The sequence below is a fragment of the Pseudomonas sp. IT-P100 genome, assembly GCF_949767185.1.
Taxonomy (GTDB): Bacteria; Pseudomonadota; Gammaproteobacteria; order Pseudomonadales; family Pseudomonadaceae; genus Aquipseudomonas; species Aquipseudomonas fluorescens_B.
Genome location: NZ_CATKQK010000011.1, coordinates 779741 through 803606 on the forward strand (window position 1 = coordinate 779741; position 23866 = coordinate 803606).

General features: G+C 62.0%; 23 protein-coding genes. 19 read left to right on the forward strand and 4 right to left on the reverse strand.

Annotated elements, in window-relative coordinates; all coding sequences use genetic code 11:
• The first annotated feature begins 53 nt into the window (after window positions 1-53).
• The 18 genes from ACM6IQ_RS11990 (at window position 54) to ACM6IQ_RS12075 (ending at window position 15784) form a co-directional block, all read left to right on the forward strand.
• Window positions 54-2006, forward strand: a complete 1953-nt coding sequence (locus ACM6IQ_RS11990) for a YncE family protein (RefSeq protein WP_414878862.1) — start codon at window positions 54-56, stop codon at window positions 2004-2006.
• A 13-nt stretch (window positions 2007-2019) separates the two neighbouring features.
• A complete protein-coding gene (locus ACM6IQ_RS11995; RefSeq protein ID WP_017337944.1) occupies window positions 2020-2676 on the forward strand; it encodes an SCO family protein in 657 nt (218 codons plus the stop codon).
• Complete coding sequence (locus ACM6IQ_RS12000) at window positions 2673-3293, forward strand: SCO family protein (RefSeq protein WP_414878863.1); 621 nt, start codon at window positions 2673-2675, stop codon at window positions 3291-3293. Before ACM6IQ_RS11995 ends, ACM6IQ_RS12000 begins: the two co-directional genes overlap by 4 nt.
• Before the next feature lie 9 nt (window positions 3294-3302).
• Window positions 3303-4853 carry an ABC transporter substrate-binding protein gene (locus tag ACM6IQ_RS12005; protein ID WP_414878864.1) on the forward strand — a complete coding sequence of 517 codons (1551 nt, stop codon included), beginning with the start codon at window positions 3303-3305 and terminating at the stop codon, window positions 4851-4853.
• A 15-nt stretch (window positions 4854-4868) separates the two neighbouring features.
• The gene (locus ACM6IQ_RS12010; RefSeq protein ID WP_414878865.1) at window positions 4869-5822 is read left to right on the forward strand and encodes a peptidylprolyl isomerase; all 954 of its coding nucleotides are present in this window, start codon (window positions 4869-4871) and stop codon (window positions 5820-5822) included.
• A 221-nt stretch (window positions 5823-6043) separates the two neighbouring features.
• Window positions 6044-6577, forward strand: coding sequence for a response regulator (locus ACM6IQ_RS12015; protein WP_414878866.1), 534 nt, complete (start codon window positions 6044-6046; stop codon window positions 6575-6577).
• An 84-nt stretch (window positions 6578-6661) separates the two neighbouring features.
• Complete coding sequence (locus ACM6IQ_RS12020; protein WP_414878867.1) at window positions 6662-8368, forward strand: GspE/PulE family protein; 1707 nt, start codon at window positions 6662-6664, stop codon at window positions 8366-8368.
• Window positions 8349-9152, forward strand: a complete 804-nt coding sequence (locus tag ACM6IQ_RS12025) for a hypothetical protein (protein ID WP_414878868.1) — start codon at window positions 8349-8351, stop codon at window positions 9150-9152. Before ACM6IQ_RS12020 ends, ACM6IQ_RS12025 begins: the two co-directional genes overlap by 20 nt.
• A 1-nt stretch (window position 9153) precedes the next feature.
• Window positions 9154-9699 carry a PilN domain-containing protein gene (locus tag ACM6IQ_RS12030; protein WP_414878869.1) on the forward strand — a complete coding sequence of 182 codons (546 nt, stop codon included), beginning with the start codon at window positions 9154-9156 and terminating at the stop codon, window positions 9697-9699.
• Complete coding sequence (locus ACM6IQ_RS12035; protein WP_017337952.1) at window positions 9686-10234, forward strand: GspMb/PilO family protein; 549 nt, start codon at window positions 9686-9688, stop codon at window positions 10232-10234. The genes ACM6IQ_RS12030 and ACM6IQ_RS12035 overlap by 14 nt, the downstream gene beginning before the upstream one ends.
• Window positions 10234-10752, forward strand: coding sequence for a hypothetical protein (locus tag ACM6IQ_RS12040; RefSeq protein WP_017337953.1), 519 nt, complete (start codon window positions 10234-10236; stop codon window positions 10750-10752). Before ACM6IQ_RS12035 ends, ACM6IQ_RS12040 begins: the two co-directional genes overlap by 1 nt.
• Entirely contained in the window at window positions 10749-12587 is a 1839-nt protein-coding gene (locus ACM6IQ_RS12045; RefSeq protein WP_017337954.1) for a secretin N-terminal domain-containing protein, read from the forward strand. The genes ACM6IQ_RS12040 and ACM6IQ_RS12045 overlap by 4 nt, the downstream gene beginning before the upstream one ends.
• 2 nt (window positions 12588-12589) lie before the next feature.
• Window positions 12590-13063 (forward strand): type II secretion system protein, encoded by a 474-nt coding sequence (locus tag ACM6IQ_RS12050; RefSeq protein WP_017337955.1) that lies wholly within the window; start codon window positions 12590-12592, stop codon window positions 13061-13063.
• A 4-nt stretch (window positions 13064-13067) separates the two neighbouring features.
• Window positions 13068-13442 (forward strand): type II secretion system protein, encoded by a 375-nt coding sequence (locus ACM6IQ_RS12055; protein ID WP_017337956.1) that lies wholly within the window; start codon window positions 13068-13070, stop codon window positions 13440-13442.
• A gap of 175 nt (window positions 13443-13617) precedes the next feature.
• Entirely contained in the window at window positions 13618-14082 is a 465-nt protein-coding gene (locus ACM6IQ_RS12060; RefSeq protein WP_238588341.1) for a type II secretion system protein, read from the forward strand.
• Complete coding sequence (gene csgE, locus ACM6IQ_RS12065; RefSeq protein ID WP_017337958.1) at window positions 14079-14468, forward strand: curli production assembly/transport protein CsgE; 390 nt, start codon at window positions 14079-14081, stop codon at window positions 14466-14468. Before ACM6IQ_RS12060 ends, csgE begins: the two co-directional genes overlap by 4 nt.
• Window positions 14465-14899, forward strand: coding sequence for a curli assembly protein CsgF (locus ACM6IQ_RS12070; protein WP_017337959.1), 435 nt, complete (start codon window positions 14465-14467; stop codon window positions 14897-14899). Before csgE ends, ACM6IQ_RS12070 begins: the two co-directional genes overlap by 4 nt.
• 30 nt (window positions 14900-14929) lie before the next feature.
• Window positions 14930-15784 (forward strand): CsgG/HfaB family protein, encoded by an 855-nt coding sequence (locus tag ACM6IQ_RS12075; RefSeq protein WP_031318713.1) that lies wholly within the window; start codon window positions 14930-14932, stop codon window positions 15782-15784.
• 562 nt (window positions 15785-16346) lie between these two features.
• On the opposite strand, the gene ACM6IQ_RS12080 is transcribed toward ACM6IQ_RS12075, so the two are convergent.
• Genes ACM6IQ_RS12080 through ACM6IQ_RS12095 form a run of 4 tightly spaced genes read right to left on the reverse strand, consistent with a single transcriptional unit; the run spans window position 16347 to window position 21972 of the window.
• Window positions 16347-17792 (reverse strand): curlin, encoded by a 1446-nt coding sequence (locus tag ACM6IQ_RS12080; RefSeq protein ID WP_414878870.1) that lies wholly within the window; start codon window positions 17790-17792, stop codon window positions 16347-16349.
• Window positions 17793-17819: 27 nt separating this feature from the next.
• Window positions 17820-18281, reverse strand: a complete 462-nt coding sequence (locus ACM6IQ_RS12085) for a curlin (RefSeq protein WP_017337962.1) — start codon at window positions 18279-18281, stop codon at window positions 17820-17822.
• A gap of 59 nt (window positions 18282-18340) precedes the next feature.
• Complete coding sequence (locus ACM6IQ_RS12090; protein WP_414878871.1) at window positions 18341-20590, reverse strand: Ig-like domain-containing protein; 2250 nt, start codon at window positions 20588-20590, stop codon at window positions 18341-18343.
• 35 nt (window positions 20591-20625) lie between these two features.
• Window positions 20626-21972, reverse strand: coding sequence for a hypothetical protein (locus ACM6IQ_RS12095; protein WP_017337964.1), 1347 nt, complete (start codon window positions 21970-21972; stop codon window positions 20626-20628).
• A gap of 280 nt (window positions 21973-22252) precedes the next feature.
• Here ACM6IQ_RS12095 and ACM6IQ_RS12100 point away from each other — a divergent pair, with 280 nt between their 5' ends.
• Window positions 22253-23698, forward strand: coding sequence for a sensor histidine kinase (locus tag ACM6IQ_RS12100; RefSeq protein ID WP_017337965.1), 1446 nt, complete (start codon window positions 22253-22255; stop codon window positions 23696-23698).
• The last annotated feature ends 168 nt before the right edge of the window (window positions 23699-23866 follow it).

Below are 23866 nucleotides of genomic sequence, written 5' to 3' on the forward strand. Positions count from 1 at the left end.
CAGGCTCCCTCGCCACAGGACCGGTGTGACGCGTAACTGAGGGGAGATGCGTTATGAATAGAACCATCAAGGTCGCCAGCGGTGTGTTGATTGTCGCAATAGCGCTGGTCTGGCTCGGCGTCTGGCGCACGACACCGCAGACCCTGCTCACCGAAGTGGCGCTGCCGGACACCTGGAGTGGCCAGACGCTGCAGCGCGATGGCGTGTCGGTCGCGCTGGAAGTACGGCCATTGGCCGAGGACGGCGTGTTGCGCGAAGGCGAATTTGCCGACGTACGCTTCCGGGTCAGTGACAGTGCGTCGGGTCAACCGCTGTCGGGCGTCAATCCCGGTGCCTGGCTGGACCCGGAAACCGTCGCCGCCGATCAGGCCCAGGGCCGGGAGCAGAGCTGCAAATCCCGGGTCGGGGTCTTCCTCAAATCCAGCATCGGCGCGCGGCCGCTGCTCGACCTCAACAGTTATTTCCTTTTGGTGATGAACCGCGACGCCAGCGTTTCGGTGGTCGATCCTTCGGTTTCGGTGGGTGGCATCACCAGCACCATGGCGCGCATCGATCTCAAGCAACCGCCAATGGATTGGGTCACCACCCGAGACAACAAACGTGTGTTCATCTCCATGCCCACTGCCGGCGAAGTGGCGGTGATCGACAGCGAGCAATTCAAGTTGATCGACTCGGTCACCGCCGGCAGCCACCCGGTGCGCGTGGCATTGCAACCGGACGAGCGCCTGCTGTGGGTCGGCAATAACGCATCGAAGGCTGAGGAGTCCGGGGTCACGGTGATCGACCCCCAGAGCCTGAAGGCCCTGAAGCACCTGGCCACTGGTAGCGGGCACCACGAAATTGCCTTCAGCACGGACAGCCGTTTCGCCTTCGTCAGCAACCGTGACGACGGAACGCTGAGCATCATCGACATCGCCAGCCTGACCATCAGCAAAAAACTTCAAACCGGCTCCAACCCGCTGTCGGTGGTCTATTCGCCGCTGTCCCAGGCCGTGTATGTCGCTGACGGCAAGGACGGCACCGTCACCGTGGTCGATGGCGCCAGCCTTGATGTGCGCCGGGTGATCAAAACCAGGCAGGGCCTGGGCCCGATGGGTTTCAGCGCAGACGGTCGTTTCGGCATCGTGCTCAACACGCTGGAGAACCAGGCTGCCGTGATCGACGCCGCCACCGACGCGCTGATCCATGAGCTGGACGTATCCGCCGAACCCTACCAGGTGGTGTTCACCAAGGCCTACGCCTACGTGCGCGGCCTGGCCTCGGCCAAAGTCACCATGATCAACCTGTCGTCGCTGGGCGAGGGCCGCGTGCCGATCAGCCAAGGCTTCGAAGCCGGGCCGCAGGCGCCACGACTGGCCGGCGATTTGCCCCTGGCTTCGAGTCTCGCGGTGTCGCGTGATGACAACGCAGTGTTCGTGGTCAATCCGGTGGACAACACCACTTATTTCTACGCCGAAGGCATGAACGCGCCGATGTCCGGTTACCCCAATCGCGGGCAGGTGGCGCGGGCGGCCCTGGTCATCGACCGCAGCCTGCGCGAAGTCGAGCCGGGGCTGTACAGCGCGCGTATCAGGCTGCCAGACGCAGGCCGGTTCGATGTGGCGTTTCTGCTGAATCAGCCAAACATCATCCACTGCTTCACCGCACTGGTTGAGCCGGATACACGCCTTGCCAAGCTCCCCGGCGCACCGACAGTCGAATTCATGCTCGACACGTCCACCGCTGTCCTCGACCGTCCTTACACCGTGCGCTTCCGCATCGTTCAAGGCCAGCAGAAGGCACAGCGCAGTGGCCTGAAGGATGTTCAGGTGCGCTACTTCCGCGCCCCGACTTCGCGCGCCCGGGCAGTCGCCGCCCTTGAGATCGGCAACGGGGTCTATGAAGCGCCAGTGAACCTCGACCAGCAGGGCGCCTGGTACCTGCATGTGCGCGCCGCATCCCTGGGCGCGAGTTTCGACAACAAGACTTTTGCCAGCGTTCGGGTCCTGCCCGGCGATGCCCACTGAAGAGGAAATCGACATGAACCGATTCGCACACCGTGGACTGCTGACGTTCTGCCTGTTGGCCGCCGGTATCGGGCAAGCCCTGGCACACTCGGCGGATGAACACGCCGGTCACGACATGCCGGCCAAAGACGCCAGCTCGGAAAGTGCCCAGGTCAAATTCGCCGACGTGGCGCTGGTGGACCAGAACGGTCAGCCGGTGCGTCTGGAAAAAGACCTGGTGGACAACAAAATCGTGGTCATGAGTTTCATCTACACCAGCTGCACCACGGTGTGCCCGGTGGTGTCGTCGATCATGGGCAAAGTGCAGAAACAGCTGGGTGCGCGGGTGGGCGCCGAGGTGCAACTGGTGTCGATCAGCATCGACCCGCAGCGCGATGACGCCAAGCGTCTGAACGACTACGCCCGCGCCTTCCAGAACGGTCCGGGCTGGAGCTGGCTGACCGGCAGTTCGCAATCGATCAACGCCACCCTCAAGGGCCTCGGCAACTTCAGCGGTGACTTCAAAAACCATCAACCGCTGATCCTCGTCGGCGACGGCAATAGCCGCCACTGGACGCGCTATTACGGCTTCACCGACCCGGTCGTGCTGACCCGTGAAGTGGAAAAACTCAGCGGCCAGCGCAACGCGCACGCCAAGCACACCGCCATCGCCATGGAGCATCAGCCATGAGAACCCTCGACTGGGTCACCCTGATGGTGTGCTTCTGGATTTTCAGCGCGATGGCGTTCGCCCACGAAGGCCACGAAGAACCTGCGCCTGCGGTGGCTGCCGCACAACCTGCAAGCGGTACGCGGGATGCGAAAACCTGGTTCACCGACACACCGTTGCAGGACCAGAACGGCGAAACCCTGCGTTTCTACAGCGATGCCTTGCAAAACCGCGTCGTGCTGCTGAACGTGATTTTCACCCGTTGCGATGATGCCTGCCCGCTGATCACCCGCAAGCTCAAGGAAGTGCGTGAGTTGCTGGGCGACAAGGCGGACGGCATCACCTTTATCTCCCTTACCAGTGATCCGCTGCGGGACACCCCGGCGGTACTCAAGGCTTACACCTTGAAACAGGGCGTCGATGGGCCCCACTGGCTTTTTCTCACCGGTGACAAGGCGCAAATGGACCTGGTGCTCGGACGCATCGGTCAGATCGTGCCGACCCCCGAGCAACATTCCACCCAACTGATCGTGGGTGACGTGGCCAACAAGCGCTGGAGCAAAATCCGTCCCGATGCCCCGGCCGCCGCCATTGCCCAGCGCTTGCAGTTGCTGACAATGCCTGTGGCCGGCCGCTGAGCCTGCGCCATGAAAACAGCCCTTATCCTTGGCTTGCTGCTGATCGGTGGCGTGCATTTCGCTGCCGGCGCGTTGCCCTTGAACCCCAACGAAAGTGCCGGGAAGCGGCTGTATCGCGAGGGCGTGTCCAACAGCGGTGAGCCGATCATGGCGCGGGTCGGGGCGGCGGGCATGATGCTGCCGGCCACCAGCCTGCCGTGCGCCAATTGTCACGGCACCGATGGCCTCGGCCGTCCCGAAGGCGGGGTGCGACCGCCTGACCTGAGCTGGTCGCGGCTGACCAGCACCTACGGCCAGCAGCAGATCAATGGGCGCAATTATCCGGCGTACACCGAAGGCACGTTGGCGCGGGCGATCCAGGAAGGGCGCGATCCCGGCAACAATCGTCTCGACCCGGCGATGCCACGGTTCGTGCTGTCGATGAATGATCAGCGCAACCTTACGGCCTACCTCAAACGCCTGGCCGATGAGCGCGATCCTGGCCTGACGCCGGACAGCCTGCATCTGGGCACGCTGTTGCCCAGCCAGGGAGCGTTGGCCGAGGAGGGTGCGACGGTGGCGGCGGTGCTCAACGGCAGCGTGGCGCGAATCAACCAGGCCGGCGGGATTCATGGCCGGCAGTTGCGCCTGACCATCCTCGATCCGGGCCCGGACCGTGCCAGTGCCGAGCAGGCGCTGGACTGGCTGATCGAGCAGGAACAAGTGTTCGCCCTGATCGCGCCACTGGTGCCGGCACTCGACACGCAATTGGTCACGCGCCTGGAACGGGCCGGCATTCCGCTGATCGGCCCGCTTTCCCTGCAAGGCACGGCCCAGAGCAGTCGGCAAATTTTCGAACCACTGCCGGGCTTGCGTGAACAACTGATCGCCCTGGCCGATTACGCCACCGGCAGCTTGCGTGTGCTTCAGGGACCGACGCTCATCGCCTATCCGGATGAGCCCGGCCAGCGACTGGCGGCGCAGAACCTCAGCCGGTATCTGCAAGATCGCGCCTGGCAAAACGTCAGTCTGCAAGCCTACGAGCCGATGCAAGACGAACTGCCGCTGGGCTCGCGCTCGGTGTTTTACCTGGGCAGCGGCGGTGGTTTCAGCCGCCTTGCCGAACGCTTGCAGACAGCAGGGCAGGTGCCTTACCTGTTTGCCACGTCGAATCAGGTGGCCGGCGACCTGTTGCAGGTGCCCAGCGGTTTTTCCCGCCGGGTGTTCCTGTCCTATCCGTTCGTGCCCAGTGACTGGACGCTGGCCGGGCGCCTGGCCCTGACCCAGGTGCGTGAGCAGCAGGGGCTCGGCGGCCAGCATGCGGTGCTGCAAGTCGGCGCGTTCAGCTCGATGCTGTTGTTCAGCGAAGGCATGAAACAGGCCGGGCGTGACGCCAGCCGCGAAAAGCTGATCAATGCGCTGGAAGGCCTGCATGACTTCGATACCGGGCTGACCCCGCTGATCAGCTTCGGCCCGGGCCGACGCCTGGGGTTGAGCGGCGCGCATATCGTCACCGTGGACCTGCCCGACCAGCGCTTCTACCTGGTTGCCCCTTACAAACCGATTGCCGCGACACCCTGACCGGAGGCCTCGATCATGAAGCTCAAGACTCTGCTGATCCTGATATCGATGTGGGTGCCCGTGGCATTCGCCAGCAATGGCCCGGCTGCCGCGCGGGTCAATGGCGAGGAAATTTCCGAGTTCCGCCTCGAGCGTTATTTCGCCGAGTATCTGGAGGATCAGGGCCGGGCGCTGGGCAGCATTCGCAATCCCAAGGCTTACAAGCAATTGCGCCAGAAGGCGCTGGACGCGTTGATCGACCGTGAGGTGCTGTGGCAGGAAGCGCTCAAGCGCGGGGTGGTGATCAGCGACGCCACGGTGCAACGCCAGGTTGAACAGACCCGGCAAGCCATCGGCGGTGCCGAAAAATTTGCTCGTCGCCTGGAAGACGCCGGTTTCGACGAAGCCGGTTTTGCCGAATACACCCGCCGTGAGCTCGCGGCGCAGCAGGTGTTTGCCGAGCTGACCCAAGTGAGCGGGCCGGACGAAAAGCAGGTCCGCGCGTTTTACGAAGAACACCGTGCCGAAATGACTCGGCCCGAAGAAGTGCAGGCGCGGCACATCCTGATCAAAGTCCCTCAGGGCGCCGATACCACCACAGTCGAAGCGGCGCGGCTACGCTTAGTGGAGATGCAAGTGAAAATCAGCCAGGGCGCCGACTTTGCCGACGTGGCACGGACCGGGTCCGAGGATGCTTCCGCAAGCCAAGGCGGAAACCTGGGCTATTTTCCTCGTGGGCGTATGCTGCCTGAGTTCGAAGCGGCAGCTTTTGCCCTGGCGCCCGGCGGGGTCAGCGAGCCTGTTCGCACACCGCTGGGCTGGCACTTGATTAGTGTGCAGAACCACTTGGAGGGGGCCGATGTCTCAGAGCAACAGGGACTTGACTGGGTTCGGGCCTACCTTGTCCGGCAGCAACAGGCCCGTGTTCGTCTTGAGGTTCTGGCACAGCTTAGATCGCGCCATCGAATCGAACGGATTGACGATGATTGAAGGTTCCCCCCCAATAATGGGGAAAAGCTTCAACGCACATTCGTACGCTTCCCCGCCTTTGGGGGACGGGGTGTCTGAGCGAAAAGGCTTTTCCATGGAAATCAACTACATGCAGCGGTAATACAACCGCCACTCAGCCTGGCATGAAGTGTGCGTTAGCCTCAGTAAGGCGCGCACTCTGCCAGGTTCGGAAATCGGACCTGCGGTTCAAGGAGTCCACCTTGTTGAACAAAGTACTGGTTGTCGAAGACGAACAGCTGCTTGCACAAAACCTCAAGGATTACCTTCAGGCGCAAGCGCTGGACGTCCGGATTGCACATGACGGTGCGACGGGAATCGGCGAAGCCGAACAGTTTGCACCCGATGTGATGGTGTTCGATTACCGCTTGCCCGATATGGAAGGCTTTGAGGTGCTCGATGCCGTCCGCCAGAACAGGAACTGTCATTTTGTGCTGATTACCGGGCACCCAACCGCTGAAGTCTGTGAGCGGGCCCGGCAACTGGGAGTCAGCCATATCCTGTTCAAGCCGTTTCCATTGGCGGAACTGGCCCGTGCAGTCTGTGACCTTCTGGGAATGGAGCGCGAACCCAAAGCCGGCGTGAGCACATCCGAAGGTTTTGTCGAACGACGCCAGAGCAGGACCGAGAGTTTCCCGCTGCAGTTGTACGACGGCAGTTGGGTGCTGGCGGATCGTCGACGAAGTTCATCGACCTCCATGGCACCGGACGACGAACAATTGCTCACCGGGGAGTAGTGGCGCGACAAGCCGTTCCGGTAACCGCCGTAATTGCTCGCCGCGTCGACAGGGCTCAAAGCCCCCGGCGTTGGAGAGCAAGTCATGGACCGTCTATCCCTTGCCGTCGAACCGGCGCAGTTGGAATGTGTACCGTCTCGCTTTTCCAGTGAGCAACTCTCCCAGGCACGATCACTGGCCGCCAGTTCCGGCGAGCGGATGCTCGAAGCCCTCGGGACGCTGTGCGAACTGGCTCCCATGCCCTTCATCCAGTGTCTCGGCGCCACCTTGCATTACCCGGTGCTCGACACCGACAGCCTGTTCAAGGCCACCCCGGTGTTCGACCGGGTCACCCTGGCCCAATGCCTCAAGCGCGAATTCATCCTGCTGCGTCACGACGAGGCGGTCATTGGCGTGTTTGCCGACCCTTTCGATACTTCGCGCCTGGCCTGGATCGATGACTGCCTGCACGGCGCGCCGCTGTACCTGGTGCATGCCGACGACCTGAAGGCCTATCTGGCGCGCCACGAAGAAAGCTTCCATGCGGTGGAGTCGCTCAACGCTCAGGCTGAAGCCAACATCGAAATCGATACCCTGCAAAGCCTGTCCCTGACCAGCATCAGCGAAGACGCCAGCGTCGTCGTCAAACTGGTCAACTCGACCCTGTACGACGCGCTGAAAATGCATGCCAGCGACATTCATCTGGGCACCACCGGCAGCGGTCTGGTGATCAAGTACCGCATCGACGGCGTGCTCAACAACATCAGCAAGATCCAGGGCAGCGAGTTTGCCGAACAAGTGATTTCCCGGGTCAAGGTCATGGCCGAACTGGACATCGGCGAGAAACGCGTGCCCCAGGACGGTCGCTTCAAGATCGGCATCAGTGGTCGGCAGATCGACTTCCGGGTGTCGATCATGCCGAGCATCTTCGGTGAAGACGCGGTGCTGCGGGTGCTCGACAAGCAAGACCTGGCGGACAAGGTCTGCGGCGTGCAGTTGCAAGCGCTGGGCTTTGAAGACGAGACCCTGCGCCAACTGCGCCGGCTGGCCGCCGAACCCTACGGCATGGTGCTGGTGACCGGTCCCACCGGCAGCGGCAAAACCACCACGCTCTACGCGATGATCACCGAGATCAACCACGGCGTGGACAAGATCATCACCATTGAAGACCCGGTGGAATATCAATTGCCGGGCGTGTTGCAAATTCCGGTCAACGAGAAGAAAGGCCTGACCTTCGCCCGGGGGCTGCGCTCGATCCTGCGCCACGATCCGGACAAGATCATGGTCGGTGAAATCCGCGACCCCGACACCGCCCAGATCGCCGTGCAATCGGCGCTCACCGGGCACCTGGTGTTCACCACCATCCACGCCAACAACGTGTTCGACGTGATCGGCCGGTTCACCCAGATGGAAATCGACCCTTACAGCCTCGTCTCCGCGCTCAATGCCGTGCTGGCCCAGCGTTTGATCCGCCTGGTCTGCACCACGTGCAGCGCGCCGAGTCACCCGACCGACGACGAACTGCGCGCCTCGGGGCTCGATCCGCATAACGTCGATCAGTACCGCTTCGTTCACGGCAAGGGTTGCGGCCATTGCCGGGGCACCGGCTACCGCGGGCGCACGGCGATTGCCGAGCTGCTGCACCTGGACGACGAGCTACGGCAGATGATCGTCGAGCGCCAACCGATTTCGAAAATCAAGGCCCATGCGTGCAAACGTGGCTTGCGCCTGCTGCGCGAGTCGGCGCTGGAACTGGTTGCAGATGGGCGGACCACGCTCGAGGAGATCAATCGTGTCACTTTTGTCTCGTGATCGTTTTGTCGCCGTGCTCGGCGCCAGTGGTGTCGGCCTCGGCCAGCGCCGTGGCAGGGAAACCCTGTGGCTGGGCAGCGTCGGTTTTATCGACGAAGGCTTCCATGCCTGGGCCGTGGCGCTGGATACCCTTGACCACTTGCTGGCCGACCACACCCGTTCCGGTGCCGAGTTGAGCGTGGTGATTTCCGGGCACTTCAGCCGCTTCTGCCTGGTGCCCTGGAGCGAACAGATCAGCAGCCCCGACGAATTACGCGGCTTTGCCCAGCTGTGCCTTGAAGACCTTTACGGTGCACCGGCTCAGCCCTGGAGCCTGGTGCTTTCGGCAGAACCGGCGGGGTATGACCGGATCGCCAGCGCGCTGCCGCAAGACTTGCTCACGCGCCTGCGCACACTGGTCAGCGCCCGTGGCCTGCGCTTGCGTTCGGTGCAGCCGTACCTGATGGCGGCGTTCAATCACTTCGATAGAAGCTTCGATGCCGGCGACTTCCTGTTCGTGGTCGCCGAACCGGTGCGCAGCGTGTTGCTGCTGGCCCGGGAAGGCCGCTGGGCCTCGGTGCGTTCGGTGGGCAGCAGCGACAGCGACGCCGCACTGACCGCGCTGATCGGCCGCGAAAGCCAGTTGCAGGCTTCCACCAGCGAGCGGCCGCTGAACGTCTACCTGCATGCCCCTGCGCGCATCGACGTGCAGCCCGATGTACCCGAGGTACATTTGCGTACCCTTGAAGAAGGCCGGACACCCGTACGCGATTGCCTGTACGTCATGTCCCGGGCGGTGGCCTGAGATGCGCGCCCTGAACCTCGACTTTCAGCCGCGCCGCCGCTCGGGCCCCCTGGGCTGGAGCCTGTTGGCCGTGGGCATGGTGCTGGTGCTGGGTTGCATCCTCGTTCAGCAGCACCTCAGTGACGAAACCGCGCAACAACAGGGCCATCTGCAAACCGCCCAGCGCGTCCTCACCGGCGACAACGGCACCAAGGTCAGCCTGACGCCGGCAGAAACCCGCGAGCAGGCGCAAAACCTCGCCGAGATGCGCAAGGTCTCGCAGCAACTGCGTCGGCCTTGGGAGAGTCTGTTTGCCCTGCTCGAAGCCATGCCTCGCGACAACATCGCCTTGCTGACCCTGACACCCGATGCCCGCAAGGGTCAGCTCAGGATCAGCGCCGAGGCGAAAGACCTCGACGCCATGCTCGACTTCCACCGCAACCTCGAAGCCAGCGACGAGCTGTCCGATGTGTCGCTGCTCAGCCACGAAATCGTGGCCAACGTGCCGGAGCATCCGGTGCAATTCAACTTGTCGGCTACCTGGGAGATTGGCGATGCGAATCCCTAGATTGATCGTCCACGAATACCTGCAAGGCCTGGGCATTCCCGGTCTGGCGGGGCTGGCAATGCTGGCGCTGGCGTTGGTCTATGGTCTGGCGGGTCTGGTGCCGGACTGGCAGTCGCTGCAACAGCTCAGCCAGCAGACCCGCGACGCCGGCGAGTACCTGGCCAGGGTGGAAGACGGTAGCGTCGCCGCCCCGGTGGTGCCGCAACGTCAGCTCGACGACTTCCGCAGCAAGCTGCCTTCGCAACCTCAGGCTACCGTCGCCATCGACAAGATCTACGCGCTGGCGGCCCAGGAACACATCACCCTGGCGCGCGGTGAATATGCCTTGGGCATCGACCCTAAAACCCATCTGGCCCGCTATCAGATTCTGCTGCCGGTGCGCGGCAGCTACCCGCAACTGCGGCGCTTCCTGCATGCCTTGCTCGGCCAGTTGCCGGCGGTGGTGGTGGAGGACGTGGAGTTCCAGCGCAAGAAAATCGCCGACACCGACCTGACCGGGCGGATCCGCATGACCCTTTACCTGTCGAGGTCATGATGAATATCAAGCGCGTAGTGGGCTGGATGGGGTTCTTCGGTGTTGCGGCGGCGCTGGCCTGGTTGCCGGATTACTTGATGCCGGTCGACGAGGGCGATGCGGCCGTTGCCACCTTGCCGACCGCGAGCAAAAACAAAACCCGGGGTGCGCTGCCTGCCGCGCCGGCCACTGCCAAGCCGGCAGTGGTGAAGGACTTGAGCCCGGCCGGCGACTTGTTCGCCGCCCGCAGCTGGAAGGCGGCGCCGACCCTCGCCAGCGTCATCGAACAACCCATCAACGTGACCCCGGTGGTGCAGGTCCCCAGCGTACCGCCGATGCCTTTCCAGTTTGTCGGGAGGCTGGATGACCGTTCTGACCTGCAAGTGTTTTTGCAGAACGGCGAAAAAATATACGTCGTGCGCAAAGGGGATGTAATCGACGAAACCTGGCGGATCGAGGGCATTTCCGATGTGGAACTGAGCTTCATCTACCTGCCTTTGCATGTGTCCCAGACCTTGTCTGTGGGGAGCGCGCCATGAACAGATGCCGTTTGCTGATGAGCCTTGCCTGCCTCTGCGCAGGGCTGGCCGCGTGCAGTTCCGCGCGGATCGCCAACAAGGAAGCGTCCGAGCTGATCGAGCAAGGACAATACGAAGCCGGCCTGGCGCGTATCGAAGAAGGGCTGCGGGAAAATCCTCGTGATACTGAACTGCATCTGGCCCTGAATACCGCCCACGCCAAGGCAATTACCGCGCTGTTGACCGAGGCCGATACGGATCGTGCGCATCGGGACTTTTCCGCCGCACGCGTCAACTACAGCCGGGTGTTGACCATCGAGCCGAACAACCGTCGTGCCCAGGACGCCATGCGCCAACTCGATTACATGCGCAGCCTGGATGAAAAACTCGAGCTGGCCCGTGGCGACCTGCGTCGCGGCGACATCTACGGGGCCGACCGCCAGGTCAAACAGATTCTCGAACTGGACCCTAAAAACGACGGCGCACTTGAACTGCAAAGCAACATTCGCCTGGTCCAGAGCCGCAACGTGATTCCGTATCCACAGCTGCGCACACGCCTGGAACGGCCCGTGACCCTGGAGTTTCGCGACGCCAATCTGAAGACCATTTTCGAAGTGCTGTCCCAGGTCGCCGGCCTGAATTTCATCTTCGACAAAGACCTGCGCCCGGACATGAAAGCCACGATCTTCGTGCGTGACGTGCGCATCGAAGACGCCGTGGAACTGCTGCTGCAACAGAACCAGCTGCACCAGAAAGTGGTGAACGAAAACACCTTGCTGATCTACCCGGACTCGCCGCAAAAGCTCAAGGATTACCAGGAGCTGGTGATGCGCACGTTCTACCTGACCAGCATCGATGCCAACACCGCACTGAACATGATCAAGACCATGCTCAAGACCCGCGATGTGTTTGTCGACGAGCGCCTCAACACCCTGACCATGCGCGACACCGAAGACGCCATCCGCATGGCGGAAAAGCTCCTGCAATCGCAAGACCAGTCCAACCCTGAGGTGGTGCTGGAAGTGGAGGTGATGGAAGTTGCCACCCAGCGGATTCTCGACCTCGGCCTGCAATGGCCGAACACCTTTGGCGTGGTCAACAGCGACGGTTCGCCGGTGTCGCTGCTCAACCAATTGAAAGGTATCGACTCGAGCCGGATCACCATCAATCCATCGCCCCAGCTCAAGATCAACGCCCAGGACAACGACATCAACACCCTGGCCAGCCCGGTGATTCGTGTCAGCAACCGCGAGCAGGCGCGTATCCACATCGGTCAGCGTGTGCCGATCATCAGTGCCACGTCGGTGCCGTCGACCCAAGGCCCGGTGATCACCGAAAGCGTCACTTACCTGGACGTCGGTCTGAAGCTGGAAGTGCAACCGACCGTGCACCTGAACAACGAAGTGGCGATCAAGATCGCCCTGGAAGTCAGTAACGCAACGCCGCTGGAACCGACCCGGCAGGGCACGATCCCGGTTCAGGTCGATACCCGCAACGCCCAGACCACCCTGCGTCTGCATGACGGCGAAACCCAGATCCTCGCCGGCCTGATGCGCAATGACCATGGCGCCACTGGCAACAAGATTCCGGGTCTTGGCGACATCCCGGGCCTGGGTCGGTTGTTCGGCAGCAACAAGGACAACGTCAGCAAATCGGAACTGGTGTTGTCGATCACGCCTCGCATCGTGCGCAACCTGCCGTACCAGAGCCCGTCGGACATGGAGTTCCCGACCGGCACCGAAACCAGCATGCACATTCAGGCACCGGATCGCCGGATGGAATCATCGAACCAGCCGGAGTCCATCGATCGGCCGGTGGCTGCCACCAATGTGCAAGTCAGCGTCGGGAAGCCTTGATCATGAGCGCCTCGCAACGTGGTTTTACCTTGATCGAAGTCGTGGTGACGCTGGCCCTGATCGGCTTGCTGGCCGGTATGGCCGCACCGTTGACCGAGACCGTGGTGCGCCGGGGCAAAGAGCAGGAATTGCGCACGGCGCTGTACCAGATCCGCGATGCCATCGACGCCTACAAGCGTGCATTCGATGCCGGTTACATCGAGAAGTCGCTGAACAGCAGCGGCTATCCGCCGAACCTCAAAGTGCTGGTGGACGGCGTGCGCGACGTGCGCAGCGCCAAGGGAGCCAAGTTCTATTTCTTGCGTCGCGTACCCCATGACCCGCTGGCCCCGGTCAAGCGCGACGACGAAGGCGGCTGGGGCCTGCGCGCCTATGACAGCACGGCTCAAAACCCGCGAGAAGGCGAAGACGTCTTCGACATTTATTCGAAAGCGCGCGGCAAGGGTCTCAACGGCATCGCGTACCGGGAGTGGTGAGCATATGCGTCGGGAAAAGGGTTTTACCCTGCTGGAACTGATGGTGGTCATGGCAATCATCGCGACCTTGATGACCATCGCCATGCCACGCTATTTCAACAGCCTCGAAGCCTCGAAAGAGACCACGCTGCGCCAGAGCCTGTCGGCGATGCGTGAAGCGCTGGATCACTACTACGGCGACACCGGGCGTTATCCCGACTCTATCGAACAACTGGTGGAACAACGTTACCTGCGCAACCCGCCGATGGACCCGATAGCCGAGCGCAAGGACCTCTGGGTCATGGTCGCGCCGCCGGAAGGCGTTCCGGGCGGGGTCGCCGATATCAAAAGCGGTGCCACAGGGAGGGCGCGTGATGGCAGCCTTTTTTCCGAGTGGTAAAAATCTGTGGCGAGGGAGCTTGCTCCCGCCGGGCTGTGCAGCAGTCCCACTTTTAGGGCCGCTGCGCAGCCCGGCGGGAGCCAGCTCCCTCGCCACAAATCCGCTGTCACGCTTAAGTGAGAAGCGGCGGACCAGCGAGGGCGGCTTCACCTACCTGGGCGTGCTGTTCCTGATCATGCTGATGGGTATGGGCCTGGCCAGTGCCGGTGAGTTGTGGTCGACCGCTTCGCGCCGTGATCGTGAGCGCCAGTTGCTCTGGGTCGGTACGCAATACGCCCAGGCATTGCGCAGCTACTACCGCAGTTCTCCAGGCCTGGCCCAATACCCCAAAGCGCTGGAAGACCTGTTGCAGGACGAGCGTTTTCCCAGCCCCAAACACCATCTCCGGCAGCTGTATCCGGACCCGATTGGCGGTGGCGAATGGGTCCTGATGCGCGGTTTCGACGGGCGCATCACCGGCCTCAACAGCGCCTCCACGGACAAGCCGCTGAAGCAGGCGGATTTTCCCACGCAGTGGTCGGACTTCACCGGCATGGCCAGTTACAAGGATTGGCAGTTCGTGGCCGAGAAGGCCTTCCTCGATGGCACATCGGGACCTGCCAAGGGCCAGTCGAAATTGCCTCAGGCGCTGCAGCCATGAACAGATTCTGCGTGGCCATGATCCTGATGCTGACGTCCGCTGCCGCCCCGGCTGGCGAGGAGGACGAAATGATGGGGTTCATCGTCGATGACACGATCTCGCACATCGGCCACGACTTCTACTACTCATTCAGTGAACGCCTGCGCGCCACCAGCCCGATGGATTTCAACCTGGTGGTGCGCGAACGACCTTCGGCGCGCTGGGGCGCCCTGGTCACCGTGGAGTATCAGCAGCGTTTGGTTTATCGGCGTTTTCTGCCGCCCAATACCGTGGAACTCAAGGACGAGGCCTATGCCGCCGCCGACTGGGTTCGCGGGCAGATCGTCCAGCGCAAGCTGGAAGCCATGTTGCAGGACACAACGGACCTTGAGAGGGACGAATTATGAAAACAACAATCTTCTCGCAGCGCCCCCTGTTTTCAAGGGCAGGTATCTGGTTGATCGGGCTCGGCAGTTGCGGCCTGGTCCAGGCCACCGAGCTGGTCTACACGCCCATCAATCCATCGTTTGGCGGCAACCCGTTGAACGGGACCTGGCTACTCAACAACGCCCAGGCCCAGAACGATTACGACGATCCTGATTTGAAAAAACGCACCGCTGCGGCCGGGACGTCGGCGCTGGAGCGGTTCACCAGTCAGTTGCAATCACGGCTGCTCGGTCAGTTGCTGGACAACATCTCCGCGGGCAACACCGGGAGCCTGACCACCGACGCTTTTATCGTCAACGTGGTCGACGACTCCGGACAATTGACCATCGTCGTGACCGACCGAGCGACCGGTGAAGTCTCCGAAATTCAGGTAAGCGGCCTGGCCCCTTGACGGGATTCGGGTTGATGGGGAGTGAAGGACATGAAAAAAATAATGGTGCTAGGGCTGATGTTGGCGGCGTTACAAGGGTGCAGTCTGCGCGACCCCGTCGGGGCGGAGCAGGACACCGAAACCCCGACGCTGACCCCGAGGGCTTCGACCTATTACGACTTGATCAACATGCCGCGACCCAAGGGCCGGTTGATGGCGGTGGTGTACGGTTTTCGCGACCAGACCGGTCAGTACAAACCGACGCCGGCCAGTTCGTTTTCCACCAGCGTCACCCAGGGCGCGGCAAGCATGCTGATGGATGCGTTGCAGGCCAGCGGCTGGTTTGTGGTGCTGGAGCGTGAGGGGCTGCAGAACCTGCTGACCGAGCGCAAGATCATCCGCGCCTCGCAGAAAAAACCGAACACACCGGTGAATATCCAGGGTGAACTGCCGCCGCTGCAAGCGGCGAACATGATGCTCGAAGGCGGGATCATTGCCTACGACACCAATGTGAAAAGCGGCGGGGAAGGGGCGCGTTACCTGGGGATCGATATTTCCCGGGAGTATCGGGTGGATCAGGTCACGGTGAACCTGCGGGCGGTGGATGTGCGCAGCGGGCAGGTGTTGGCCAATGTGATGACCAGCAAGACCATCTACTCCGTGGGCCGTAGTGCCGGGGTGTTCAAGTTTATCGAGTTCAAGAAGTTGCTCGAAGCTGAGGTCGGGTACACCACCAACGAACCGGCGCAGTTGTGTGTGTTGTCGGCGATCGAGGCGGCGGTGGGGCATCTGTTGGCTCAGGGGATCGAGCGGCATTTGTGGCAGGTGGCGGGGGATAATTCGCCGCAGAGTAGTGAGACGCTTGATCGATACCTGACCCAGAACAAGCTGCCTGAAGAAGAGTGAACCGAGGCGGCCTTCGGGCCGACCAGGCTCTTTCAGGTGTACCCGTTCGACTGATTTCACAGATCCACCACAATCCCTGCGGGAGCTAGCCTGCTAGCGATGGACGCCCGGACACCGCGTTCATTCAGACAGCACGCGTTATCGTTGACGTCCATCGCTAGGCTAGCTCCCACAGGGAAATGCGTACTATCAAAGAGCAAGGCCTGCCGGTAGGCCGCCTTGCGTTGCTGTGGCAGTAGCCGCCCCCGACCATGGATGGCCGATGGCGGCGGGCCCACGGAGCAGGACCGGAAGGAGGGCATGCTGAGCCTAGGCGAGGCACCGAACGAAAGGGGCAAAAGCGCTTGGTTACTTGGCGCTTTCCCAAGTGAGTCGCCGTAAGGGCGAAACCAATAGCCGCCGTTACCGCAAAAACGGATATGTACACCTGAAAAAAACGGTCGGCTGTCAGGCCGCCTTCGCTGGCAAGCCAAGCTCCTACAGGGACCGTTCAACCTTGCAAACCCCAGACAAAAAAAACCGCGACCCTCACCCAGGGCCGCGGTTTTTTATACCTCCACAATTACTGCTGCAACACCGTCGCCCGGTTATCCGTCCCCAACTGCTGAACAGTCGCCATCTGCGCCACACCGCTCTGATCAACATTGGAAATGTTCCCGGTGCCGCCCTGGGTCACATACGCCACGTTCATCGTATCAGCCTGTTTCAGCGTGATCTGGTTATCGCTGCCCCACTGGGTGGTGTAGGCCTGGTTGCCGGTGCCGGACTGGTCGAATTCGGTGCGGTTGGCCGTGCCGGTGCTGGTGCCCGAGGCGAGGTTGGTGGTGCCGCGTTGATCGGCGATGAGGATGTTGTCGCTGCCGTTCTGGTCGAAGTACAGCTCGTTGTAACTGTCGGCCTGGCTGACCGTGGTTTTGTTCCCGGTGCCGGTCTGGTTGGTGGTCATGATGTGGCCGACGCCGTCCTGGGTGAAGTTGGCGATGTTGGCGTTGCCGGTCTGGTTGATGGTTGCGCGCTGATTGCTGCCGAACTGGCCACCTTTTTGCGGGCCTTTCCAGTTGCTGGCGTAGACCTTGTTGTCGTTGCCTACCGAGGTGGCGGTGAGTGAATGACCTTCGCCGGTCTGGTAGGTGAAGTGCGTGTTGCCCGTGCCTGTCTGGTACAGCGCGATGGTCGAGCCGGTGGATTCGAACTGATCGGCATAGATCGCGTTGAGGTCGCCGACCTGAAAGACCTGGGCGGTGTTGTTTTCGCCGAAGCTCTGGTCGACCACGGTTTCGTTGGTCAGGCCGATCTGGTCGACGGTGGTTTCGCTGCCGACTTGTCCGTCCTGCCAGACTTCAGCGCCGTTGCCTTCGCCGAGCTGGTTGATGGTCAGGTTGCCGCCGTCGCCGTTGCGCTGGTCGCCGTAGGCGTAGTTGCTGGTGCCGGTCTGGTTGAGGTTGATCTGACCGCCCATGTGGTTGATCTGTTCGGCGGTGGCGTAGTTGGTGGTGCCGTACTGCATGATCACCGCAGTGTTGGCGATGCCGAGCTGGATCTGTTCGATGTTGGCTTCGTTGCTGTCACCGAACTGGAAGGTTTGACCTGTCGTACCTTCCTGGCTGTCCTGATAGACGAACGAGAAGTTGCCGGTGCCTTGCTGTTGCTGCAGCACTTCACCGCCACCCACACCAATCGACTGGCTGGCATGGCTGGTGTTGAAGCTGCCGGTCTGTTGCTGGTTGATGGTGCTGTTGTTTTCGAACAACTGCTCGGCGTAACCGGCGTTGTACTCACCGACCTGGTTCTGGTCGATGGTACTGGTGGCCGAGTCCTGCACGGCGGCCGCGTCGTTACCCTGGCCGAGTTGCTGCTGGGTGGCGGTGCTGAAGGGGGCCAGGGTCTGTTTCACATCGGCGACGTTGGCGGTGCCGACCTGGTCCTGGGTGGAAACACTGTCGTCGGCCATCGCCTGGGCACTGACAATGACCAGGATGGCGGCGGTGAGGGGCGTCAGTTTGAACATGATGAAACCTCCAGGTGGTGCAGTGCTTTAGCGGTATTGTTTGACCGAAACGCTCATGCCGTTTCCGGACTGGCTCACGGCGCTGGAAAGCCCCGTGCCGGCCTGGTCGATGCTGGCGTCGTTGTTGTTGCCGTTCTGGGAAATCTGCGCGCGGTTCTGGCTGCCGGCCTGGGTGATCGAGGCGGAGTTGCCGGAGCCTTGCTGGGTGATCATCGCCATCAGGTCGCTGCCTTGTTGCAGGATGTACGCTTCCTGATTGCTCCCCGACTGGACGATGGTGCCGAGCAACGACTGGCCGTTCTGTTGCAGCAACGCCACGTTGGCCTGGCCGGTCTGGTCGATCAGCGCGTGCTGGCCAATCGGCGGTGGCAACTCGCCGAGGTCGGTGCCGGGGCCCAGGTCGTCGTTCTCCATCAGATCGTCGGCGCGCACGCTCGCGCTGCTGCAGAGCAGAAGCAGGCAGAGCAGGGCGGCGGTCGACGTTTTCATGAGGCTGTCCTTCAGCAAGAGGCCTGCCCCATCGGCCACATGACCGATGGGGCGAGGACTCAGTTCGAGATCACCGACACCGAACGCACGGTGCCTTGGGACGAGGTGATGGTGGCAGTCGGGTTCGCCGACGGGATCACCGTGGTGGTGTTGTTCACCGTCAACCGCCAGCGACCGGTCACCGGCACCGTGGTGGTGCCCAGGGTTTGCAGCCCGGTTGGGGTGCTGACCCGGACGGTGATGGTGTTGCCGGTGATCACCGACGAGGTGCCCGCAAAGTCCCAGGTGAAGCGGTTATTGGAACGCGCCGAGACGGTTGCGGTGGTCACCGTAAAGGCTTCTGCCGGTGGCCGTGGCGAGACTTGCACCGTGACTGTGGCCGGTGTCACCGACAGGGCGCCGAAGTTGTCCCGGGCGATGTAGGTGAAGGTGGTGGTGAACGCCGTGGTCACGGTGGCCGGTGGTGTGTAGGTGATCACCGTGCCGTTGCTGCTGACGGTGCCGCGACCGGCCGCTGGTTGCGTGAAGCTGGCTATCGCGAGCGGCACGTTGCCTTCCGGGTCGGTGTCGTTGAGCAACACGTTGATCGGCACCGCCACTCCCAGGGTTGCGATGCTGTCGGCGACGGCCACCGGAGGCTGGTTAGGCGCCACGGTGATGGTCACGGTTGCCGGGGCGGTCGAGGCCAGGCCTTTGATGTCTTGCGCCTTGTAGGTGAAGGTCGTGGTCAACGGTGCATTGACCACCGCTGGTGGCGTGTAGACCACGGCGGTCGTGCCGCTCAATGCCACGGTGCCCTGGCCGGCGGCGGGTTGGGTCAGCGCGGTGATGCTCAACGGTGTATTGCCGTCCGGATCACTGTCGTTGGCCAGCAGGTTGAGGGTGATCGGCACACCGAAACTGGTGCTGCCGGTGTCGGCGACGGCCAGCGGCGACTGGTTTTCACCGCTGTTCGGTGCCGTCCCTACCACCACAACCGGCTCGGTGTCACTGCCGCCGGCGGCGGACTTGATGGTGACACTGGCCGGAGGCTGCGTCAGATCGGCAACGGTCAGCCGTTGCAGGATGCCGGTCTTGCTTAGACGTCCGTAACCCTGGGCGACCATGTCGGGCACCAGCACTTCGTCAGACGAGGTGGCCTCGATGAGCAGGCTGTGGTTGCTCCAGTTGTAGCGAGCGGTCTGGATTTTCACCACATCGGTGACTTTGCTCGACACTGCGGTTGGTCGGCTGGTGCCACTCGGGTCGGTAGCGATGACCACCACCACCGAAGGAACGGTAGTCCCCGTCAGGCGATGAGCGAAGAACTCACCGGTGTTGTCGCCGAGCATGTTGACCAGGCATGGTGTCTGCGGTGGTCCTGGAACCAGGGCCACGGTTTCGCGGAAGCACAGGCTCGAACTGTTGGAAGATTTGCCGAAGACTTCCACCCGGGTACTGCTCGTTCCCGGACCTGTCGACGTGCGGCGGTAAGTGGCGCGGCCGATTTCCACAGGGGTTTGCGCGCGGCTGTCGAGGACTTTGCCGGACACGGTGAAGAGGTTGGTCTGGATGGTACCGGCCGGCCCCTGGACACGCAGGAAGTTGTTGTTGAACGGACTGCCGGTGACCGCTTCGGTGAGGTTCGGATCGCCAACATAAGTTTCGACGGACCCGGTGTCCGGATTCACTTCGGTATACGGACCGTTGACGCTGCGCAGGAAAGGTCCGACCTCCCCGTTGAGCGCACCCGAGAAGTTGCCCGGTGCGCCGATGCCGATGTCTCGGGTGATGTTGATCGCCCGACGGCCCGGGGTGGTGACGTTGACCGTTTCCACTCCGTACGGGTGGGTGATGGTGTAAGTCCCCGCGACAGGTATGTTCACCCGCAGACGAATCCGCGCGAAGCTGGCCTGATCGCCATCGACCGGGTTTTCCGCAGCGAATGCCGCTTCGATCCCGGCCACGTAGGCATCCACGCCATAACCTCCGACATCGTTGATGCTGGTCTCGGCGAGGAACCAGAACGCTTCCGGTGGCCAGTTATCCGGAAACACCATGGGCTGGGTGTCGTCGAAGATCCCAGGTTCCGGGTTCAGGATGCACATGTAGGCGGGCGCGCCAGGAGCGCCGGGTGACCGCGAGCTGGTCGCCCGTGACTGGCACAGTTCCAGCGACAGCAAATTGCTGTCCTGATACCACATGGGGAATTTCCCCGTGGCAAAGGTGTAGGGGCCGGTATCGACGGCATTGAGTTGCGCGAACGCACTGCCGGACAGCGAGAGCGTCAGCCCGAGCGCGTTGAGCGCGAAGCGTGGCCACTTGTTCATGATGCCTCCTGATGCGGATCTGGGCATGAGAGCGTTCATTGCACGATGACCACTTCTTCGGTATCGCTGCCGCCATTGGATGACGTCACCCGAACCTTGGCCGGTGGAATCGGCGAGATGCCGGTCGACAGGGTTTTTTCTGCGCCATTGCCACTGAGGGCACCAATGGCGACACCCGTGCCGGAGGTGACGGTGAGTACCGGCGGCGACGTTTCATCGCTGGTCGAAGCCACTACCGTGATTTGCCCGTTGCTCAGGCTGTACTCGGCCCGTGAAATCACGACCAGGTCGGTCAGCGGCATGGTCAAGGACGTCGGCGTGCTGGTGGGAATGGCCAGGTGGTTGTCGGCCGTCACCAGCAAATTGCTCGGTAATGTCGGGTTGGTGGCTGACTGGGCATACCAGTGGCCGGTGGTGTTGGCTTCGGTCAGGTTCAGCACCGGGCTGTTGCTGTCCAGGGTCACGGTGGCCGGTGGTGGCGGGGCCAGGACGAAGACATCCTGTTGGGCCTCCGGGGCACTGCTGCCGGCCTTGCGTGAGTAGGTGCTGCGCTCGGCTATGATCGGGGTGGGCCGAACCACCGTCGAAAGCTTGCCGGAGATAGCCATTACCGTTGTGCGCAAGTCCAGGCCGTTAGGTCCTTCAATGCGGATGTAGTTGGTGTTGAAAGGGCTGCCGGTAAACGCTTCCTCCAGGTTTGGATCACCGACGAATTGGTCGGCGGAACCAGTGACCGGGTTGGTCTCGGTGTAGGGGCCGTTGACGCTGCGCAGGAAAGGGCCGATGTCACTTTTGAGCGCGCCGTCGTAGGTTTTCGGCGAGCCGATACCGATGTCCCGGGTCATGTTGATCGCGCGACGTCCGGGGGTATCGACATTGAAGACATCGACGCCGTAGGGGTGGGTGATCACATAGGTGCCAGCGGTGGGCACGTCCACCCGAATACGGATACGGCCAAAACTGACCTGGTCGCCTTCAACCGGATCTCCAGCGGCGAAGGCCGCTTCGACGGCGCTGACGTAGGTCAAGTCAATGCCCCGTGCTGCGTCGACAATGGATCCGTCACCGGTGAACCAGAACGCTTCATCGGGAAAGTTGGTCGGGAAAACGATCGGCTGAGTGTCGTCGAAAATACCGGGATTCGGATTCAAGAGGCACATGTAGGACGGCGCACCGGGCGCGCTTGGAACCCTGGAGCTGACAGCCTTGGACAGGCATAAGTCAAAGGTTCGACCGTGGGAGTCCTGATACCAGGAAGCGAAATTGCCGTTGGCGGGAACGTAGGGGCCCGGATCGACAGCAAACAGCGCTGCCTGGGCCACGCCTTGGGCCAGAGCGGACACAACCAGGGCGATCGCGGTTTTGGACAGTAAAGGGTGCATGAGTATTCCCTCTATCAGAGACCTGCCCGTGGGGATGGGTCAGTTGAGGGTGCTTCGGCAACTTCCATACCAATCGCGGGAAACCGCCGCCAGAGGCCCGGAATCAGGGCTTTTCAGGCATAGGCAGCGGCGGCTTGCCATCCGGTCATACGGGCCACTGTCCCCAGCATTGGGGGTAGATGGGGAGAGCGGGCAGGTTGGGGGCGGCGGGGACCCAAGGTCGGGCAAACAGCCATGAGTGGGCTATAACCAATGGGGGGAATCGCCAGGAAGTACGCCCATGAACATGCCGACGCAAATGCTCCAGTCCGAGGAGGGCAGTCGCCTGAGCTCGCGCAAGCAGCCGTTCAATCTGCTGCGCTGGTTTTCACTGATCAGCATGGGGGTGATCGGCACGGTGGCGGTGTCGCTGGGCGTGGTGTCCACGCGGTTCGTGATTACCGAGAGTGTGCAGCGTGATGCGCTGCTGACATCGCAGTTCATTCAGGCGATTGCCTCGGCCGAGGTGCGCCACGTCTCGATTCCCAATGTGCGAACCATGGGCGAGCTGCTGGACCCCCGCCAGGACCGCAACTTTCCCGACGTCGACCCGCTGGCCCGCGCCAATGCCCGGGGCGAATTTCTCGACCATATCGAGCATCTGCCAGACGTGATTCTGGCCAACGTCTATGCGCCTGACCGTATGGTGATCTGGTCGACAAACCCGGCCTTGATGGGCACGACCATCCATGCCGACGAGGACCTGGACAAGGCCTTCGAGTTCAGGAGGCCGGTGTCGGCCAGTTATCACGAAGTGGACAAGGCGCGCATGGAGCAGAAGTTCGTCAAGCAACCGGAATACATCTTTATCGAAAACTACATCCCGCTGTTCGATGCCGATGGAACAAATGTCACCGCGATGGTGGAGATCTACAAGGAACCGAACGATTTGATCGACCGCATGGAGCGCGGCCTGGTGCTGATCTGGCTGGCCACCGCGCTGGGCGGCGGGCTGATTTATCTGGGGCTGTACTGGATCGTGCGGCGGGCGGCAATTCTGCTGGAGGTGCAGCAAAAACAATTGATCACCAACGAAACCTTCGTCGCACTGGGCGAGATGTCGTCGGCGGTGGCCCACAGCTTGCGCAACCCGTTGGCGACCATTCGCTCCAGTGCCGAACTGGCGCTGGAGTTCGACAGCGGCCCGGCACACAAAAACATCACCGACATCATTGGCCAGGTGGATCGCATGTCGAAATGGGTCAGGGAGCTGCTGCAATCCCTGCGTCCACTGCATGACGAGCCCGAACCGGTGAATCTGGTGGCGGCGTTGCAAGACAGCCTCATGGCTTTCGAACAGCAGATTGCCAAGGCCGGGGTCCACGTGGTGTTCGAGCCGAAGGAAACACCCATGGTCCTGAGCCAGCAGGTGCAGTTGTCGCAGATCCTCAACAGTTTGCTGGCCAATGCGCTGGAAGCCATGGACAAGGGAGGCACGTTGACCATCGCCCTTGAGTCGACTGATTTCCGAGGCGTCAGCGTAGTGGTGAGCGACACCGGCAAGGGCATGAACGAGGAGCAACGCAGCATGGCCTTCCGGCCGTTTTTCACCACCAAGCAAGGCGGGCTCGGTGTCGGGCTGGTGCTGGTCAAGCGCATCATGGAGCGTTGCGGTGGTGCCGTGAGCCTGGACAGTCGTGAGGGCGAGGGGACGAGGGTGCGTCTGTCATTCAAGCGGGTTCCCTGAAACGGGGATGAACTTTCCCCGTTAGCGGGTGGCATTCCCCAGCCCGTTTTCGGTGGTGGCACATTGATGTTGATAAGTCATTGTCTTATAAGGATTATCTTTTTCGTATAAAACTGTTACAAATTTGGCGAGCTCCTTGCAAAACCCTCATCACCCCCTTCACGACTT

Bases quoted from the DNA above. Each gene is read 5' to 3' on its own strand.
- ACM6IQ_RS11990 (WP_414878862.1), top strand. From the start codon at position 54: ATGAATAGAACCATCAAGGTCGCCAGCGGTGTGTTGATTGTCGCAATA.
- ACM6IQ_RS11995 (WP_017337944.1), top strand. From the start codon at position 2,020: ATGAACCGATTCGCACACCGTGGACTGCTGACGTTCTGCCTGTTGGCC.
- ACM6IQ_RS12000 (WP_414878863.1), top strand. From the start codon at position 2,673: ATGAGAACCCTCGACTGGGTCACCCTGATGGTGTGCTTCTGGATTTTC.
- ACM6IQ_RS12005 (WP_414878864.1), top strand. From the start codon at position 3,303: ATGAAAACAGCCCTTATCCTTGGCTTGCTGCTGATCGGTGGCGTGCAT.
- ACM6IQ_RS12010 (WP_414878865.1), top strand. From the start codon at position 4,869: ATGAAGCTCAAGACTCTGCTGATCCTGATATCGATGTGGGTGCCCGTG.
- ACM6IQ_RS12020 (WP_414878867.1), top strand. From the start codon at position 6,662: ATGGACCGTCTATCCCTTGCCGTCGAACCGGCGCAGTTGGAATGTGTA.
- ACM6IQ_RS12030 (WP_414878869.1), top strand. From the start codon at position 9,154: ATGCGCGCCCTGAACCTCGACTTTCAGCCGCGCCGCCGCTCGGGCCCC.
- ACM6IQ_RS12035 (WP_017337952.1), top strand. From the start codon at position 9,686: ATGCGAATCCCTAGATTGATCGTCCACGAATACCTGCAAGGCCTGGGC.
- ACM6IQ_RS12040 (WP_017337953.1), top strand. From the start codon at position 10,234: ATGAATATCAAGCGCGTAGTGGGCTGGATGGGGTTCTTCGGTGTTGCG.
- ACM6IQ_RS12045 (WP_017337954.1), top strand. From the start codon at position 10,749: ATGAACAGATGCCGTTTGCTGATGAGCCTTGCCTGCCTCTGCGCAGGG.
- ACM6IQ_RS12050 (WP_017337955.1), top strand. From the start codon at position 12,590: ATGAGCGCCTCGCAACGTGGTTTTACCTTGATCGAAGTCGTGGTGACG.
- ACM6IQ_RS12055 (WP_017337956.1), top strand. From the start codon at position 13,068: ATGCGTCGGGAAAAGGGTTTTACCCTGCTGGAACTGATGGTGGTCATG.
- ACM6IQ_RS12060 (WP_238588341.1), top strand. From the start codon at position 13,618: ATGCTGATGGGTATGGGCCTGGCCAGTGCCGGTGAGTTGTGGTCGACC.
- csgE (WP_017337958.1), top strand. From the start codon at position 14,079: ATGAACAGATTCTGCGTGGCCATGATCCTGATGCTGACGTCCGCTGCC.
- ACM6IQ_RS12070 (WP_017337959.1), top strand. From the start codon at position 14,465: ATGAAAACAACAATCTTCTCGCAGCGCCCCCTGTTTTCAAGGGCAGGT.
- ACM6IQ_RS12075 (WP_031318713.1), top strand. From the start codon at position 14,930: ATGAAAAAAATAATGGTGCTAGGGCTGATGTTGGCGGCGTTACAAGGG.
- ACM6IQ_RS12080 (WP_414878870.1), bottom strand. From the start codon at position 17,792: ATGTTCAAACTGACGCCCCTCACCGCCGCCATCCTGGTCATTGTCAGT.
- ACM6IQ_RS12085 (WP_017337962.1), bottom strand. From the start codon at position 18,281: ATGAAAACGTCGACCGCCGCCCTGCTCTGCCTGCTTCTGCTCTGCAGC.
- ACM6IQ_RS12090 (WP_414878871.1), bottom strand. From the start codon at position 20,590: ATGAACAAGTGGCCACGCTTCGCGCTCAACGCGCTCGGGCTGACGCTC.
- ACM6IQ_RS12095 (WP_017337964.1), bottom strand. From the start codon at position 21,972: ATGCACCCTTTACTGTCCAAAACCGCGATCGCCCTGGTTGTGTCCGCT.
- ACM6IQ_RS12100 (WP_017337965.1), top strand. From the start codon at position 22,253: ATGAACATGCCGACGCAAATGCTCCAGTCCGAGGAGGGCAGTCGCCTG.